The sequence below is a fragment of the Myroides sp. A21 genome, from assembly GCF_000807225.1.
GTDB lineage: Bacteria > Bacteroidota > Bacteroidia > Flavobacteriales > Flavobacteriaceae > Flavobacterium > Flavobacterium odoratimimum.
Window position 1 is genome coordinate 1075845 of the sequence record NZ_CP010327.1, and the last position, 17545, is coordinate 1093389.

Annotated in this window: 19 protein-coding genes; 3 read left to right on the forward strand and 16 right to left on the reverse strand. The window is 33.8% G+C overall.

Annotation, left to right across the window (positions count from 1 at the left end):
• Positions 1–15: 15 nt before the first annotated feature.
• The 6 genes from MYRA21_RS04940 to dinB form a co-directional block, all read right to left on the reverse strand.
• Complete coding sequence (locus MYRA21_RS04940; protein ID WP_006259897.1) at positions 16–426, reverse strand: BrxA/BrxB family bacilliredoxin; 411 nt, start codon at positions 424–426, stop codon at positions 16–18.
• Positions 427–505: 79 nt separating this feature from the next.
• Complete coding sequence (locus MYRA21_RS04945; RefSeq protein WP_172461570.1) at positions 506–1657, reverse strand: PepSY domain-containing protein; 1152 nt, start codon at positions 1655–1657, stop codon at positions 506–508.
• A gap of 79 nt (positions 1658–1736) precedes the next feature.
• Positions 1737–4136: a TonB-dependent receptor gene (locus MYRA21_RS04950; RefSeq protein ID WP_006259899.1), complete on the reverse strand. Its 2400-nt coding sequence runs from the start codon at positions 4134–4136 to the stop codon at positions 1737–1739.
• Positions 4137–4318: 182 nt separating this feature from the next.
• Entirely contained in the window at positions 4319–4678 is a 360-nt protein-coding gene (locus MYRA21_RS04955; RefSeq protein ID WP_006259900.1) for a YraN family protein, read from the reverse strand.
• 1 nt (position 4679) lies between these two features.
• On the reverse strand, positions 4680–5576 hold the full coding sequence (locus MYRA21_RS04960) for an LD-carboxypeptidase (protein ID WP_006259901.1): 897 nt from the start codon (positions 5574–5576) through the stop codon (positions 4680–4682).
• Positions 5577–5639: 63 nt separating this feature from the next.
• Positions 5640–6710: a DNA polymerase IV gene (gene dinB / locus MYRA21_RS04965; RefSeq protein ID WP_006259902.1), complete on the reverse strand. Its 1071-nt coding sequence runs from the start codon at positions 6708–6710 to the stop codon at positions 5640–5642.
• Positions 6711–6884: 174 nt separating this feature from the next.
• Here dinB and MYRA21_RS04970 point away from each other — a divergent pair, with 174 nt between their 5' ends.
• On the forward strand, positions 6885–8762 hold the full coding sequence (locus MYRA21_RS04970) for a monovalent cation:proton antiporter-2 (CPA2) family protein (RefSeq protein WP_006259903.1): 1878 nt from the start codon (positions 6885–6887) through the stop codon (positions 8760–8762).
• Between the two features lie 55 nt (positions 8763–8817).
• Here the strand turns inward: MYRA21_RS04970 and MYRA21_RS04975 are convergent, their stop codons facing one another.
• Positions 8818–10890: a site-specific recombinase gene (locus MYRA21_RS04975; RefSeq protein ID WP_006259904.1), complete on the reverse strand. Its 2073-nt coding sequence runs from the start codon at positions 10888–10890 to the stop codon at positions 8818–8820.
• 97 nt (positions 10891–10987) lie between these two features.
• Between MYRA21_RS04975 and MYRA21_RS04980 the strand changes: the two genes are divergently transcribed.
• A complete protein-coding gene (locus MYRA21_RS04980; RefSeq protein WP_006259905.1) occupies positions 10988–11455 on the forward strand; it encodes a CYTH domain-containing protein in 468 nt (155 codons plus the stop codon).
• Positions 11456–11457: 2 nt separating this feature from the next.
• On the opposite strand, the gene MYRA21_RS04985 is transcribed toward MYRA21_RS04980, so the two are convergent.
• From MYRA21_RS04985 to MYRA21_RS04995, 3 genes are all read right to left on the reverse strand, one after another.
• Positions 11458–11859, reverse strand: a complete 402-nt coding sequence (locus MYRA21_RS04985; protein WP_006259906.1) for a septal ring lytic transglycosylase RlpA family protein — start codon at positions 11857–11859, stop codon at positions 11458–11460.
• Positions 11843–12343, reverse strand: a complete 501-nt coding sequence (locus tag MYRA21_RS04990) for a septal ring lytic transglycosylase RlpA family protein (RefSeq protein WP_006259907.1) — start codon at positions 12341–12343, stop codon at positions 11843–11845. The genes MYRA21_RS04985 and MYRA21_RS04990 overlap by 17 nt, the downstream gene beginning before the upstream one ends.
• Before the next feature lie 98 nt (positions 12344–12441).
• Positions 12442–12885 carry a hypothetical protein gene (locus MYRA21_RS04995; protein ID WP_006259908.1) on the reverse strand — a complete coding sequence of 148 codons (444 nt, stop codon included), beginning with the start codon at positions 12883–12885 and terminating at the stop codon, positions 12442–12444.
• A gap of 496 nt (positions 12886–13381) precedes the next feature.
• Between MYRA21_RS04995 and MYRA21_RS05000 the strand changes: the two genes are divergently transcribed.
• The gene (locus MYRA21_RS05000; protein ID WP_080650513.1) at positions 13382–13984 is read left to right on the forward strand and encodes an ATP-binding cassette domain-containing protein; all 603 of its coding nucleotides are present in this window, start codon (positions 13382–13384) and stop codon (positions 13982–13984) included.
• A 28-nt stretch (positions 13985–14012) separates the two neighbouring features.
• Here MYRA21_RS05000 and MYRA21_RS05005 read toward each other — a convergent pair whose 3' ends face one another.
• The 6 genes from MYRA21_RS05005 to MYRA21_RS05030 all read right to left on the reverse strand — a co-directional run bounded on the left by MYRA21_RS05005 (position 14013) and on the right by MYRA21_RS05030 (position 17288).
• Entirely contained in the window at positions 14013–14618 is a 606-nt protein-coding gene (locus tag MYRA21_RS05005) for a hypothetical protein (RefSeq protein WP_006259910.1), read from the reverse strand.
• 97 nt (positions 14619–14715) lie between these two features.
• Complete coding sequence (locus MYRA21_RS05010) at positions 14716–15225, reverse strand: hypothetical protein (protein ID WP_016650236.1); 510 nt, start codon at positions 15223–15225, stop codon at positions 14716–14718.
• 45 nt (positions 15226–15270) lie between these two features.
• Positions 15271–15732 carry a CHAP domain-containing protein gene (locus MYRA21_RS05015; RefSeq protein WP_006259912.1) on the reverse strand — a complete coding sequence of 154 codons (462 nt, stop codon included), beginning with the start codon at positions 15730–15732 and terminating at the stop codon, positions 15271–15273.
• Positions 15729–16079: a hypothetical protein gene (locus tag MYRA21_RS05020; RefSeq protein ID WP_006259913.1), complete on the reverse strand. Its 351-nt coding sequence runs from the start codon at positions 16077–16079 to the stop codon at positions 15729–15731. The genes MYRA21_RS05015 and MYRA21_RS05020 overlap by 4 nt, the downstream gene beginning before the upstream one ends.
• A gap of 59 nt (positions 16080–16138) precedes the next feature.
• Positions 16139–16555, reverse strand: a complete 417-nt coding sequence (locus MYRA21_RS05025; RefSeq protein WP_006259914.1) for a hypothetical protein — start codon at positions 16553–16555, stop codon at positions 16139–16141.
• A gap of 280 nt (positions 16556–16835) precedes the next feature.
• Positions 16836–17288: a hypothetical protein gene (locus MYRA21_RS05030; RefSeq protein ID WP_006259915.1), complete on the reverse strand. Its 453-nt coding sequence runs from the start codon at positions 17286–17288 to the stop codon at positions 16836–16838.
• Positions 17289–17545: the final 257 nt, after the last annotated feature.

Consider the following 17545-nt stretch of genomic DNA (forward strand, 5'->3'; position numbering starts at 1 on the left):
TAGTGGTCTTCTTTCTTAACAAAATTCTTTATAAGCATCCATTAAGTTCTCTGCTATAGCATCAGCAGTATTTCCTTCAATGTGATGTCTTTCTAACATGTGAACTAATTCACCATTTTTAAACAAAGCCATAGAAGGAGATGACGGAGGGAATGGGAACATGTGCTGACGAGCAACATCTACTGCCTCTTTATCTACTCCTGCGAATACAGTGATTACATTAGTAGGTTTTTTCTCTCCTCCTAAACTCATTACTGCTGCTGGACGTGCATTACGCGCAGCACATCCACATACTGAGTTTACAACTACTAGTGTAGTTCCTTCTTTTTGTAAAGCTGCTTCTACATCAGCTCCTGTATGTAATGATTCAAATCCTGCATCAACTAATTCTTGACGCATCGGTTTTACTATTTCTTCTGGATACATAATATAAATCTAAAATTAGGTTATTAAGCAAAGTTACATTTTTTATTAAACATAAAAACATCTGAATTATAAAGAAATGTTATACTTTATTAGAAGTCCCCTTCTTCATCTTATTTATCCAGATAAAAATACCTGTTATCGGCAAACTTGTAGCTATCAAACAGACAATGAAGTAAATAACTTTAGAAAACATTCCATAGATATCTCCAAAGTGTAAAGCGCGAATAGAACTAGCTACCTTCTCTCCTACACTCTTATCACTAAACATATCTTGTCTAATAATATCACCAGAATATTGATCTATAAACACTCTGTCAGTCACAGTTTCGTTAAAACGTGCTGCTTCATTTTTACTGACTTCAAAAGATCCTGTATCTCCTTTTGGGAATGATACTGTCATCGTTCTATATTCATATGAAATGGTTTGATTAGCTCGTTGGATAACGTCTGACAAATCTAAGGTCTTAGCTCCTTCTATCAAAGTAGATTCTGGTTTGGCCTCATTGCGTCCACCGAATACCTTTGCTCCTAAAACAGAACTTAAACCATCCTTATACCATTCAAAAGACCAACACAATCCTGTCAAAGACATAATCAAAACAATAATAAGAGTATAAAAACCTAATGTATTGTGTAAGTCGTGATTAATACGTTTCCAATTTGCATTAAACTTAATTTTAAAACCTGGCTTTATACTCTTCCAACCTTTTATCTTTTTAGGGAACCATAGTATCAGACCTGATATAGAAAGAAAAACAAAAATAATAGTCGCTATCCCTACAATAGGTCTTCCTATTTTCATATCTAATAATAACCATCTATGTAGCTTAAATACAGTCATAAAAAACTCATCTGCAGGACCTCTACCTGCTCCTACTATTTCATTAGTATAAGGGTTGAGATAAACGGTTTCGTTCTTCTTATCCTTGTCTTTAAATCCTACAGAAAAAACATAAGGAGCATCCTTCTTATGGTTTATACTTACACGTTGTACTTTTCCTTGGTAAGTAGATTCAACAAAAGCCTTCATGGCATCTATAGGTATTACCTCACTCTTAACAACTGTCAGCTTATACATATCTGGTGCTAGCATTTGCTGAATCTCACTTTTAAAAGTATAGATTGTTCCTGTTAGACACACAACAAATAATATTAATGAACTGGCTATACCTAACCATAAATGTAAATCGTTCATTAATTTTCGAAAGGCATTCTTCTTTTTTGTCTTCATAAAAAGGTCTATAATCACAAAACACGACTCTACTCTGCGAGTAAAGTCGTGTTTTTATTTACTAATTCAATTGTTTTAATTAGAATCTATAAGTTAACTGAGCTGCAAAATTTCTAGGTGCAATCTCATTGATGTATCCTCCTCTATAATATGAAGTATAACCTCTATTATCAAAAATATTATTTGCGAATACTCTTAAAGTAGCATTTTTAAATGAGTAAGAAACTTGTGCATTGATTGTAGTATAATCAGGCATATCAAACGGTTCTACTCCTGCCATCGTTCCATGAGCCGCGTTAGGTGTTAAACTGTACTCATTAACTGGTCTCTTTCCTACAAAATAAGCTCCTGCTCCAACTGTTAATCCTTTCCACGATCCATCAAATTGGTAATTCACCCATCCATTAGCTGTATGTTTTGGTGCGTTCATCGGTGCTGAACCTTCATAATAAACAGGGCTATCTTTATATTGTGCATCTAGATAAGCATATCCCATCATTACTTGCAAGTTATTTGTAATCTTACCTGTCAAATCAATTTCAACTCCTTGACGATTTAAATTACCTGCTTTTTCGTAAATACCAGTAACAGCATTACCACTAGCATCATAAACTTGAGCTAATAAATTGCTGTTTTTAGCATTAAAGTATGTTACATTGAACAATAATTGTTCATTAAACCAACTTGTTTTAACTCCTGTTTCAAACTGTTTAGTATCTTGTGGACCACCAACACCACCACTAGCTAATTGATTGTTAGATTGTCTTAAACTTGTTGTAGTTGTATAAGATCCAAATACATTAATATTTTTAGTTGGCGAAACAATCAATCCAAAGATTGGATTCCATCTATCTACAGTAGCATTCTCAGTATTATTTCCATTTAGTCTACTATAGCGAACTCCTAATAAAGCACGTACATATTCTCCTACTTGGATATAATCTTGTGCCATAAAACCAATAGTAGGTGTAGTTATAACAGTTTCTTCTTTATGACCGAAAGTCACTCCATCAGGGCGATCATTAGACCAATCTCCTAAAACGTAAATTGTGTCAATGAAATCTCCTCTACCTAGTTTCTTATTATTAAAATAAGTATCATAACTATTTGAAGTAACTGTAGTTTGTCTAAAGTCAAAACCTACTTGGAAAGTGTGTTTTAATCCTCCTGTATTAAAGTCTTTACCTACTAAGTCAATTTGAACAACACTATTTTCGTCTTTTGTATTAGACTTAGACATTGATCTATTTAAATAATCATATCCAAGTTTTTTATTTTTACTAACACCAATATTTTCTTGATCATTTCTATTTACAGCAGTCACTGCAGAAACTCTTAAGCTTAACTTATCCGTTAACTCTCTTTCTACTCTTAAAGCATAAGAAAGAATATTTGTTTTTAGGTAATTATCCTTATAACCTAAGAACTTATTATGTGGCATATCATAAAGCTTATTCACATTATCAGGCCCTAAGTTAGTAGTACCTAAATCTGGTACTGCATTAGATTCCAAATAATCTAACTCAGCTGTAACTGTTGTTTTTTCATCTGGTTTATAAGTAATCGAAGGATTTAAATAATATTTATCATTTCCAGTATATGCTCTAAAGCCATCATTTCTTTCATAAGCACCATTAAAACGGAATGATACCGTTTCTTTCTTATCTAGTACCTGTTCGAAATCAACTGTAGGACGTACCTGCCCGTAACTACCAGCTCTAAAACCTATTTCTCTTTTATTTTTAAAGTTAGGAGTTTTAGTAACTACATTTATTACCCCTCCAGCTGCACCTAATCCATTACCAATACCTTGGTTGATAGCTGCAGATCCTTTGATAACTTGTACACTTTCTATTCCCTGCATATCCACAATTCCTGCAGCTGTTCTAAAATCAGAATCTAAAGCAACCCCATTCTTTAATATTGGTGTTCCTCTAAATCCACGAATAGACATACTTTCTTTCACACCTCCATAGCTAGAAAACTGAGTAACACCAGCTACGTTACGTGCCGCTTCTGTCACAGTCAAAGCTCCTTGTTCTTCAATAATAGCGTCAGAAACAATAGAAATATTTTGCACTTGATCTTGTATACCTAAAGGTAATCTTGTTAAGTTTTGAAGTTTCTTTACGTTTTTATTACTCTTCCCATAAACTGTAATATTAGAAAGAGAATTATCCACTTGTTTTAATACAAAGTTTGTTACCTCAGCATCTTTATCAACATTTAATGTTTTAGATACATTGCCAAATCCAATAAAACTAGCTCTTAGCGTTTGTTTTCCTCTCTTAAGATTATTGAAAACAAACTCTCCGTTATTATCCGTTTGAGTAGCAACATTTAATTCAACGATTTCAACTGTTGCAAAAGGAATAGGTTTGTTAGATTCATCAACTATACGTCCTTTTACCGTAGAGTTTTGAGCGATACCTACTACTACCCCAAAAATAGTAAGTACCAAAGTATTGAATAATTTCATACTATGATATATTATTTAGACTCATTTAATGAGTGCAAAAATAAATTGATTCTAAATAAGAAACAAACCTTATTAAGACTTTTTTTAAATAACTATATACCAAAAGAGTATACTCCTTACAAAATCTACATTTCAGCCTTCTAGAATCAGGCATTTTTTAGAGAATTATAATCATCCTCTATTTAGAAGAAATAAAAAGCATCCTCTATATGTTCGATATCAAAAGTTTCTCCTTTCTTATAAATACCAATAATATCAAAACGAACTTCTTCTTCTCTTTCAAATTCGGTAATAAACAGATTAGCAGCTTTAATCAGTAATTTTATCTTCCGACTATTTACAAAATCTTGAGGCAAACCAAAATCAAGAGAGCTTCTTGTCTTGACTTCAACAAAAACAAGGATATTATCTTTTAAAGCAACAATATCTAACTCTGTTTTCTCAGCAAAATAATTTCTAGTGAGAATCTCATACCCTCTTTTAATCAAATAATCAGTGGCTGCATTCTCTCCTTCTTTACCTACCTCATGATGTTTAGCCATTTTATATAAACTTTAATTGTACTTTATCTGAATCGACTTTTAAGTGAACTTGACTACCTAGATTCAATGCTAAATTACTAACCCCATGCCCTGCAGGAAAATTAAAAACAATAGGATAATCATACTCTGCTGTTATAGACAGTATAATTTGCTTTGCATCATAACCAAAAGGTATTGCGTTATCATGCATATCTGTCATGCCTCCAACAACTAAACCAACCAAACCTTCTAACATGCCATTTCGCTTTAGATTATGCATCATACGGTCAATATGATATAAATATTCATCTAAATCTTCTATGAAAAGTACTTTCCCTTTTGTATCAACTGAAGACTTAGAGCCTAAAAGACTATATAATATAGATAAGTTGCCTCCAACTAACTGCCCCTTTGCAGTACCAAGTCTATTGCTATTATCACTTTCTATTTCGTAAGCAAGCCCTTCACCAAATAAGCTTTTATATAACGAATCTCTTGACTCTACTAAAGACTTCTCTACACTAAAAGCCATAAGTCCATGTATAGTCTCTACTCCTAGATTATGAATATGGCTATGTAATACTGTAACATCACTAAAGCCTATTACCCATTTCGGATTGTCAACAAAACCACTAAAGTCAATATCATCAATAATACGCACTGTACCGTATCCACCTCTAGCACACCATATCGCTTTTATATTAGGATCTTTTAGTTGTTTTGTAAAATCACTCGCTCTTTGTTGATCTGTTCCTCCTAGTTGATAATTATCTAAACCAATAGTATCTCCTAATACTACTTCGAGTCCCCATGATTCTAACAGAGCGATTGCTTGCTTCGCTTCTTCATGACTAAACTTTCTAGCAGTACACACAATAGCTACTTTATCTCCTTTCTTTAAATATGCTGGTTTTATCATTCTTTAAACACATTAAAATTACAATCTTCAAAATACTAAAGTACCTCTCAGATTTATACAAAATTAAAAATCAAAACTTAATTGTACTGCTATAGGCTTCTTCTTTTCATCTGTATTAAGATTAGAAAGCGACACACCTATTAATCGGACAGAATCCTTTAGTTTTTCTTGATATAATAACACCTTTGCTAAATCAAGAATAATCTCTTTATCTGATACAAAATAAGGAACAGTAGTACTACGTGTTTGTTGTACAAAATCAGAGTACTTAATCTTCAATGTAATAGTCTTTCCTCCTAAGCTTTGTTTCTTTAAACGCAAACTTAGTTCTTCTACTAACATGTCAAGCTTTGTCTCAATAAAGACCTCTGAAGAAAGATTCTCATCGAACGTCCGTTCTGTACCTACTGATTTTATAGTTCGATTAGGTCTTACAGGAGAATTGCTAAGACCTCTTACAATATCATAATATATTTGTCCTGCCTTTCCGAAATGCTCTGTTAAAAACTCTACTGATTTTGCTTTTAAATCTTTACCTGTGAATATTCCCAAATGATACATTCTATCCGCAGTCTTTTTTCCAATCCCAAAGAACTTCTTTATTTCTAGTTCTTCTAAGAAATTAATCACCTCATCAGGTTCTATCGTTTTCTGTCCATTAGGCTTATTGTAATCACTTGCTATTTTTGCCAAAAACTTATTAATCGAAATACCAGCTGAAGCTGTTAAGCCTGTTCGCTCTAATATCTTCATCCTAATCTCATGGGCTATCAACGTAGCACTGGGACATCCTATCTTATTCTCTGTTACATCTAAGAATGCTTCATCTAATGCTAATGGTTCTACTAGGTCAGTATATTCATAAAAAACAGATCGAATAATACGAGACACCTCTTTATATCTTTCAAATCGAGGTTTAACAAAAATAAGGTGAGGACAATTCTTCTTTGCCATCATCGCACTCATTGCACTACGTACTCCATACTTCCTAGCTTCATAACTAGCTGCCGCGATAACACCTCTCTCTTCACTACCTCCCACAGCTAGCGCCTTCCCCCTTAGTTCAGGAAAGTCTAATTGCTCTACAGAAGCGTAGAAAGCATCCATATCGACATGTATAATCTTACGATTCATCTAATCAACTAATTATCTATTCAGACCTAAAAAACATCTTGTACAAAAATAATCTTCTTTTTTTTAAATATATTCTTAATAATCCTATTCTCTTTTTTTAATTTTGTAAGAACTATGAAAACATATAATGATAATTACATCATTATTGATTAACTAAAAAAATAGCTATACGTAATGAATGATTTTTTGGCACAAGCATTTGTCTTTCTATTTGCAGCTGTTGTATGCGTTCTAATTTCTAAGAAATTAGGAATGGGGTCTGTATTAGGATACCTTTTTGCAGGTGTACTTATTGGTCCTTTTGTACTAAAGTTTGTTGGAAATGACAGTGCTGACATCATGCATGCTACCGAATTCGGTGTTGTGATGATGCTGTTCCTTGTGGGGTTAGAACTAGACCCCAAAGAGTTTTGGAAAATTAAGAATGAGATTATTGGACTTGGTACCGCCCAGGCAGTAGGAACTACTGCTATCGTGGCAGCCATTGCCCATTGGGGGGTTGGTTTAAGTATCGGAACCTCTTTGACTATGGGGTTTGTAATCACCATGTCTTCTACGGCGATTATCTTACAGACTATATCTGAGCGGGGATTAAACCAATCCAATGCAGGTAAATCAAGTTTTGCCGTACTTCTCTTCCAAGATATTATGGTTATCCCGATGATGGCTATTATCCCACTATTAGCCGTTTCGACTAAGACACCAATTTCTACAGAGGCAAATAGCTGGTTAGATGGAGCCCCTGTTTTTATGAAAACACTAGCTATTCTTGGAGCTATATCTATTATCTTCTTAGTAGGTAATTATATTGTAAACCCTCTATTTAAATCAGTAGGTCGTTTACAGATTAGAGAAATTTATACTGCTTCAGCTTTGTTACTAGTGATTGGAGTATCACTATTAATGCAGATGGTAGGTTTATCACCAGCTCTAGGAGCCTTTATCGCAGGGGTAGTATTAGCGAATAATCCATATAAGCATCAGCTAGAAAGTGATATAGAACCCTTTAAAGCACTCCTCTTAGGAATTTTCTTTATTGCAGTAGGTTCTACTATCAACTTCCAGATTATTATCAATGAACCACTTATTATAGCTAGCTTACTAGTAGGTACTATGGCAATTAAAACTATTGTTTTACTAGCTATTGGAAAGTGGAAGAAGTTCCCAAAAGATCAGAACTTCTTATTTGCTATCTTACTATCACAAGTTGGAGAGTTCGCTTTCGTTATCTTAGCATTAGGTAAAACGATTAATCTAATCAACCAACAGTGGTATGATTACTTACTAGCTACGACAGCACTGTCTATGGTAGTGACGCCTATCTTGTTACTTCTTAATGAGAAATGGATTGCTCCTTACTTAGGATTAAGCCCTTCTACTACAGACAAACAAGAATATGACGATCTATCACATATTACTGCTGAAAAGAAAATTGTAATTGCAGGGTTCGGAGACTTTGGTAATACTATTGGGCGGCTATTGCAAGCCAATGATGTACCTACACTAGTTCTTGATAATGACGCAGAACGTGTAGACCATTTGCGCAAATTAGGCTTTAATGTTTATTATGGAGATGCTACTTCTATTAATATACTTAAATCTATTGGTGTGGATCAAGCCGATTACGTTATTGCAGCAATGGATCCTCCTGAACTAAATCAACAACTAGTAGCTGTACTTCGTAAGAACTTCCCTAATGTAGAAGTTATTGTAAGAGCGAAGAACCGTAAGAATGCTTATGAATACTTACAGGATGGTCTTACAGAAGTATATAGGGAGACTTTCTTCTCTGCTGTCTATGTAGGAGGTGTTATGTTAGAGAAACTTGGTTTCAGTCATGAAGAGGCAAATATGCAAAGTGAGCTCTTTATCAAAAGCGATAGAGCATCACTTAGAAAGCTAGCCAAAAACATACATAATTTAGAAGATTACATCAATGTCTCTCGATTAGAATTTGCAGAACAATCAGAAATGTTGAAAACTAGTTTAAAGAATACTCGAAGTCATCAAAGTCAATCTAAAACAGGAACTGATTCTAACGACATCAATTAATCAAAGAGGGGGCTATTACACGTGTAATAGCCCCTCTTATTTTATATACAAATAATTACTTTGTTTTATCTTCTTTCTTATCCCCTGTTTGCTGTGCAGATTTATCTACGATTACACTTGATGTAGGTAAAAAGAACTCCATCGGAAAACTCTTAAAATGTCTCCAAGTTGCTTTGATCAAGTCCTTAGTTTCCTTAAGAGGTATGTTACGAGATCTGAATGCTAAGAATAGAGATAAAGAGAAACTCACTAAGAAGTTCATTAATCCGATCAACCACATTCCTACAAAAGCCCAGATAAGCATATTTACAGGAGCATTAAAGCCTGATCCATACCATCCTAAAGCAATGTTACCACTTACGAATGTTATGTGGCGTATATCAATACCTAAACCTATAAACGCTCCTATCGTACCACAAGTACCCATAAAAATACCAAACCAAACATTCGAAATAATACCAGGCCATTTTGTATCTACCCAGTTTGCCAATTTCGTTGTACTAGCTACACCGATATTTCTTTTTAGCCATGGGTGCTCTTGAATTCTATAAAACACTTTATTGTGCTTATTTCTATTCGATACATTACCAGAGATAATCCCTGACATAAATAAGAACACTCCTGCTATTCCAGCATGAAATAAAGCACGTGACTCAATAGGGTCTGCATCTATTAACATTTTGTCCCAGCCATGAGAAGTGATATTTACACCAAACAACTGGTCTATTCCCCAGATCAACAAAAGTGCCACTGGGAAAGCTAGAATCACGTTACCAATGAAAGCAATAAACTGTGATCTAAACAATCTCGCGAATAGCTTAGCAAAACCAATATGCTTATCTACACTGTCTATATGTTGTTTTCTTCCATTCTCAATAGCTGTAATAATCGTAGCTGCAGTCATCGCAGGCTGTTTGGTAGCTAAAGTAAAACCTAATAAATAAATCAAACAGAAACCTAACGCATAGTTTAAACTATACAACATTGCTTCTCCGAAATTACTTACATCTGCTTCATGCGCAAAAACTTTTAAAATACACATAAAACCAACCACAATACCTGCTCCCATAGAACCGCGGAACATATGCCAGTATTCTTTACCTGTATTCGTGATATAATGTTCTCCTGTTTTAGCAGTATGTTGTGTAATCTCATAAGAGATCAACTGTGTACTCTCTTTGACTAGTCCTGTCACATTATACTTATAACAGTTATATTCTATCAGCTTACGAGCTAGTGTTATGGAATTTTGTTGTCTTTCTAATATTGTACCTTCTTTTACTACCAAGATAGAGATAAGAATATACACCCTAGCCAGCTGTTGTCTCAGTCTAAGTAAACTTTGGTTTACTTTCATAGAGATACCATACTTCGAACTATTCTTGAAGGCTTGATTTACAAATTCCTGACATTGCTTATGCAATACTACGATTTGCTTATAGTTAATATCATGCTCCAATAAGAACTTCATTTCTCCTTTATGGAAACTCTGTAATACGATAGAAAACTCTTGTTCCAAAGCTCTAAAAGGGCTTTCTAAATGAGAATACTCTGGTACCATATTGATAATCGAGCTCTCCATCGCTCTACCACTCATACGTTGAGTAATGATATCTATAGATGTCAACAGTTCATTAAGGACACCACCATCTTTCTCTTCAGTGAAGATAGTATTGAAGTTTAATAAGGTAAACAATTCTATTAACTGTTCTTCAGGGATCATATCTACCCATTCAGCATCAGTATGTTTATAGAACACCTGATTTAAAACGTATTCATACGTTTGTTTCTCTGGCTGATAAGGCAACACCTTGGCCCATAATCTCTTTTTAACCTCATCGAAGAAATCAGCATCTTGTAGTATACCAGCGTCTGATACCATACGACTAAAGTGTCGATTAGATAACAAGTCTTTTAAGTATTCCATTAAAGCAACTCTTTCTATCTCATGTGTTTTTAGATAAGCTAAGAGCGCATCAATAGATACTCTATTTATTTTTTTAGTATTCTTAGGTCTAAAAATATGCACTAAATCAACAATAAAAAGTAAATCCTCTGTAGCATAAACCTTCCCGTCAATAACATATTTATTAAATAATTCCTCTACCCCATGAGGTGAGCGCAACATATGTCGTAATTTCATTTGAAAAAAAATCTACTTTTAAATCGTTAGTAAAATAAAAACGTTTATTTTGGCATAAAATTACATTTTATTCTTAACAATCATGATCGAAATAGAAAGAAAATTTCTAGTCAACTCTCTAGAATTCATAGAGCAATCCTTTAAGTCGAATAAAATAACTCAAGGTTATCTAAACTCTCATCCAGAAAGAACTGTTCGAATCAGATTAAAAGACACTAATGCCTATATCACCATTAAAGGAAAGAGTAATGACGCAGGTACTTCTCGTCTAGAATGGGAAAAAGAAATAAACTATGATGAAGCAAATCAACTGATAGCATTATGTGAAGACTTTGTAATATCTAAAACGAGATATCTTATCCAAGTTGGTAAACACACTTACGAAGTGGATATCTTTCACGGAGATAATGAAGGTTTAATTCTTGCAGAAATAGAATTAACTGCTGAAAATGAACAATTCGATAAACCTATATGGTTAGGAGAGGAAGTGACAGGAGATCTAAAGTATTATAACTCTTATATCGCTAATCATCCTTATAAGAAATGGTAGTATTATTTAATGATTTTAATATCTACTTGTAATAATCCCTCGCCTTTGTGATCCGCTAGTTTCATGAAGGCTTTTTTAGATAGATCTATTTCGCGTCCTTTAACAAAAGGCCCTCTATCATTAATACGAACTTTTACAGATTTTTTATTACTTACGTTCGTAACTTTTACCTTCGTATTAAAAGGCAAGCTTTTATGTGCGGCTGTCATCCCCGAGTTGTGGAATTTTTCCCCACTTGCTGTACGCTTTCCATTAAACTTTTTGTGGTAATAAGAGGCCCTTACATTCGATTTATAATTACCTTTAGAAGTGTATTGTCCATTTTTTACAGAAGAACAACTTCCTAAAAACAGGGTTAATATGATTACAATAAAATAATATTTTATACTATAATTGCTCTTCATTTTCTCCTATAAACTTTTCTATTTTTACATCTAGAACACCTCGACCAACATTATCAGTTAATTCACCAAACGCTTTTTTAGAGATATCTATACTTCTACCTTTAACGAATGGTCCACGATCCGTAATAGTCAATATCACAAAGCGTTTATTCTTTAAGTTAGTCACTTTCACTTTTGTCCCAAACGGTAGTGTTTTATGGGCTGCAGTGTATTTCTGGTTGTCAAACACCTCTCCACTAGCAGTCTTTCTTCCAGTGAATTTATCGTGATAATAAGATGCTTGTGTATCATCATCTACTACGATAAAATCTTCTGTTTCTTCTTCTCCCATTACGATAGAATCGTTGTCTAACTCTAGAGAATCTGGAGTTACTTTTGTCAATGATGTTTTTACATTATTTTCTTTTACGATTCTTGTAGTCCCACCGAAACTCGATAAGAAAATTACAAAAGATATGGCTAGTAAATATTGATATGTTTTCATGTTTTATAAAATAGAACAGACGAATATTTGCAATAAGCATACCAATAAAAAAAGGACCTTCTTTCGAAGATCCTTTTTTACTCTATATTTTTATAAGCTTAAGCGAATAAACTTGGCATCCATACTTTCCATGGAAGTCTTGATAAAATCAACACTAATCCTAATGTATAGAAAATCGCAAATTTCTTAAACTTAGATTTACTATCTGTCGCTTTCTTGTGTTTAGACCATCCAATAGTAATTAATACTATCGCGATAATATTAATCAATGGGTGCTCTAAAGCATAAAGTCTTAGTGTAGAATCTTTCATTGCTACTCCAAATCCTTGAACCATTGGAGATACAAAATAAAGTACAAGACCTAATAATAACTGAATATGAGTGAATATCAATCCAAACAATCCTAATTTTCTGTCTTTGTCTTTAAACTCTTTGTTCCCTGATAATCCCATAAAAGCATTCACTGCTACTATAGCTAAGAAAATCAAGGCTAAATAAGCTACACCTGAGTGTGCCTCTTTAATAATAGTACCGAAATTCATATTGATGTTATTAGTTTAGAGGCAAATATACTTAAAACTATCGAATGCCAACGGACACAATGAAGTTTTACAATTAATTTACACTCTAACGAAAACATCATCTTTATTTATAAACATAACCTACTTGTTCTTCTAATCTAATAAATCAGTCTCTTCCTAAATTAAAATTATCTTAATTCCCTTCTAATAAATAAAAAGAGGTACATTACACCTTATTAATCTAACTACTATACATTTATGCATCCCAATATGATTATCCCTTGGAGAAACATACTATCTATACTCACCTTAAATATTATCCTAAGTATAGCGATGCGCAATGTTCTGTTTTTCTTTATCCCTATAATCACGTTAGGTCTATACAGTATCTACTTTCTGACCTTCAAGAAGAACGAACTATTCTATCACCGCAACAATCAAACACCGATTATAAAAACCTTACTCCTAACCGCTTTATGCTGTTTAGTCATCACATGTCTCATTCAATATTTATTACATGTCCTATAACCATACCCTACATATTGACAGCCTTAGCTACACGACTGATAGTAACCCAGTACTCAGGGGCATATACTTCTCTGCTTCCACAGGAGATATACTCAATATTCGTGGACGCAATGGCGCTGGTAAAAGTACATTAATGAAAATCTTATTCGGTAATACAAAACCTGATCACATCCATATCAAAGTGGATAATGAAATAATAACTAATCGCCATAAGCTTAATCAGTACTTCAGCTATAAACCACAATTCAATATCTTTCCTAAGCATCTTACAGTAAAAGATGTTGTGAAAGAAGACATGATTCGAAGCACATCCCTTCATCAATATTTAAATACTAAGATTAGTGACTTATCAACAGGTGAACAACAACTCATCCAGACGCTTTACATTCTAAACTTACCTCAGCCTATCTGTCTATTAGACGAACCCTTCGCTGGTATTTCTCCTCTGCTACAAGAGTTTATAGCAGACGCTATTAGAACTACTGCTAGACATAAAATCATCATCATCACAGACCATAATACAGATCTAGTCGACACTATCGCCACTAAATCACTACTTCTAGAGAACGGGGTATTAAAACCAATGCCCTAAGCGAACTTAGGGCATTGGTAAATCAGTTCTATTGAATCTTCTGTACTCCTAAGAAGCCTTCGTTAGAAACCATTAGTTTAAACTTCGTACCATCAGCACTAGTTAATACATTCAGTTCTAATGGTAACTCTCCAGACTCATCTGCTAAAACACCATTAATAGATCTTACTACATTTTTATCATCTAATGTAAGTCTCGCTCCTTGTAATGCAGAAACTTCTAAATTTAAGCTTCCTACACCATCTGAGGCAGTTGATATAATATTTAAAAAAGTATAATTACTTCCCATTAAGCCATAAGACACACTCCCTGTCTCTATTACATTTTCTTCAAACTTAAGAGCTTGTACAATATTACCGACTACCCTATCTGAAGTTATTGCAGTGCTAAAACTAATCGAATTATCTCCATCCTTCAACTCCTCTTCATGACTTATAACTCCAGGGGCACTAATCTGCCTATGTTTTGCATACTCACCTACCTGTTCATCTATCCCAAAGGTAGATACTATTTTTGTTTTATAATCTGATTCATTAAAAGACTCTTTTTTTAATATTTTAAAGTTCTCTCCTCCATATTCAACAATAGTTGATGTATCTCCTTTAATTTTTACTGGTTGTTCATTTGTTGACATAATTTTACTTTTTTTATTGGTTAATTAATTGATTTATACACATAGCCTCATATAACGCTCTATTCAACTATGTGCTATTTATTGATTGGTTAATATTTTATATTCTCGACTTAATGATAAAGCCTGTCATACCTAGAGCCACCAACAACATAAACCCTCTTCCCAGCCATATCTGTGTCTGTTGCCACCATGATAGACTCAGGGGTACAGCTACGGGTATTCTTGTCTCCACTACCTTTTGTTCTTTGATAAACTTATCCTTCCATTCGAAGAATAAGCGTTGAGCTTCTGACTCACAGTCCACGATTAGCTTATTATTTTGAAGCTGTACTTTTGGCGGTTGTAACACCTTGTTTTTACTGCGCTTTATATTCGCATCTTTCACAACTATTTTATTTCCTTGTACAGCTAATTCAGCCACATACTGACTCTTATCAGCAGGGATTATCAGTACTGTATCCCTCTTTACTTCTTCTACCGTTTGGGTTATCTGCTCAGTGGTGGTCGGTTGCATATTAATCGCTGTCTTGCGACTACCACAGCTCATCAATAGAAGTGCTAACAACAACACTACAAACACGAGCATATATCGATCATGCTTTTTCATATTCATATCATTTTTTGATTATGTGATTGGGTAGACTGTATAACGTCACGAGTTACTAAACACTCTAATAAATCCTTTATTGATTGTTTGGATATGACGCTTCTTCTCAGCCACGATATACCCTTCTCTACTTGCTTGGTCATTCGTATTCCCTTCTATAGTTGTGATGACATCACCATTCACAGCTATCACGATACCTGTATGACCTAATCCTTTCCCAAAGTCCATGATGAAGATATCTCCTACCTCAGGTTTCATAACACGAAGCTCTTTACTCGCATTCCATTGAGCTAAAACTCCTCCAGTTTTCTTTAAAGGATTTGACAGTTTATAATCAGTACACACCTCTTGTACACACCAGTACACAAAAGCCATACACCACGCATATCCCTCACCTAGTCCTACGCTGTTCAGATACTTTTTTACTCCAGGTCCTTTATTATTCTTGATAGGCCATTCCTGTACATGGAGTTGACTCTGAGCTTGTCTAACTAACTGTGTTCTCATTCTCTCTTGCCATTTAGCTGTTTATATTTCCTTAGTTCATCAATCAACTCCTTATTCTGTAGAGCCAATTTCTCTAATTTCTGTTCTAGATTGATGATTACCTTCTTAGCAGCAGTTAGCTCATCGATAGCCTCGCGATGCAGATTAGACGTTTTATAAAGCTCGTTGGTAGCTTCTTTTAATTTAATTCCTAAGTCATCTACTATATCTCTATAGTATTTTAGAGATTTCTCTACATTATCGAGCTCTGAGCTTTGTACCTCAGCTTTACTCTTACGTCTAGCCGCCCACCATGTCGCTAATGATGAAACGAAGCCCACTACCGTCGCTATTATTGTTTCATTCATTAGCACACTGGTTTTGGATTGGTTATACTTTACACAGTAAAATTAATTGACACACTATTTTATTCAACTCCCTTTTCATACTTTAAACGATTCACCAAAGAAATATTCTTCCCAACATATTTCTCAATATTAGGTATTCGCTCAAGTTCATTATTTATATCAAATGGATACTCTTGTGATAATCCATTTTCATAGACTACAATATAAAGTTCAGAGATAGTCTCTGGTATAGGCCCAGATGAACCAAGTACTCTTTCATCAATAATTTGAGTACCCATTTCTGAAATAGTCACCCCATTCTTTAATTGATAATTATAATAAATACCTTTACCTCCATGAAGTCTAACAAACTCCTGATACTTTTCTAATTTATCATCATAACTACCTGTATCACAACACAAGTCTTTATTGATATCTACTTTTACACTTACTAATGAATCTGCATTAGTACAATTTGTTTTTTGTTCTGTTGACATAGTTTTATTTTTTGATTGGTTAATAATTATTCTGTGATTTAAGCCACTGTTCAAAAACTGATTTATCTAGAATCATCAGTTACAATTCTTTTCATAAAGTGCAGATATACTTATCCTTGTCCACTGATTCACAGTAGATACACTTTACTAGTATTTATATTGGATTTTTAACATCTAGATGCTAGTACACATCTATTTAAAGATTTCTTTACACTGTCAACACTCTAAGCTTTATAACTAAATTTAGCTCTAACTCTTAGCATGTTCACTAATGGTAATATTAGATTTTTTCTCTATAACTTTCTTCCCATACAAAGATAGATTTCCCTATAAAATCTTCAATACTAGGAATTCTCTCTGTCTCATTATTTACACTAAAATCATAGATTTTATATTCTTGACTGTTTTCTTCATATACTTTTATATATCGTTTAGTTATTGTAATTAAACCTTCTTCATCTGGTCCATATGGGTCTGATCCTATACTTTCAATCACACCTAACTCTTTAAAAGTCACCCCATCACTCAACTGATAATTATAATAGATACCCTTTCCTCCGTGAAGTCGAATAAACTTCTGATATTTTCTAAACTCTTCTTGTGTAACGAAATCACCTGTTTGATTCCCTCCTCCACAGCATTGGTCTTTATTTACCTCTACTTTTGTAGTTACAACTACTATAGCATCATCTGATGTGCATACAGTCTCTTTTGTTTTCTGTTCTGTTGACATAATTTTATTTTTTTGATTGGTTAATATTTTTCTAAACAATAAAGACATAATTATCCTTGCTCGCTTTTTGACAGCAAGTACACTTTACTCTATTTTTATTGGATTATGAATACTGTGATGAGATTGCTCTCATCTGTAATTGAAAGAATATACTGATGGAAAGACATTGCACGTAGGCGCCAATTGTGCAAGTACTACTCCTATATTCCTAATTTTTACTTCTGCATTTCTACTCTACAAAGATCGCTCTTTTACTA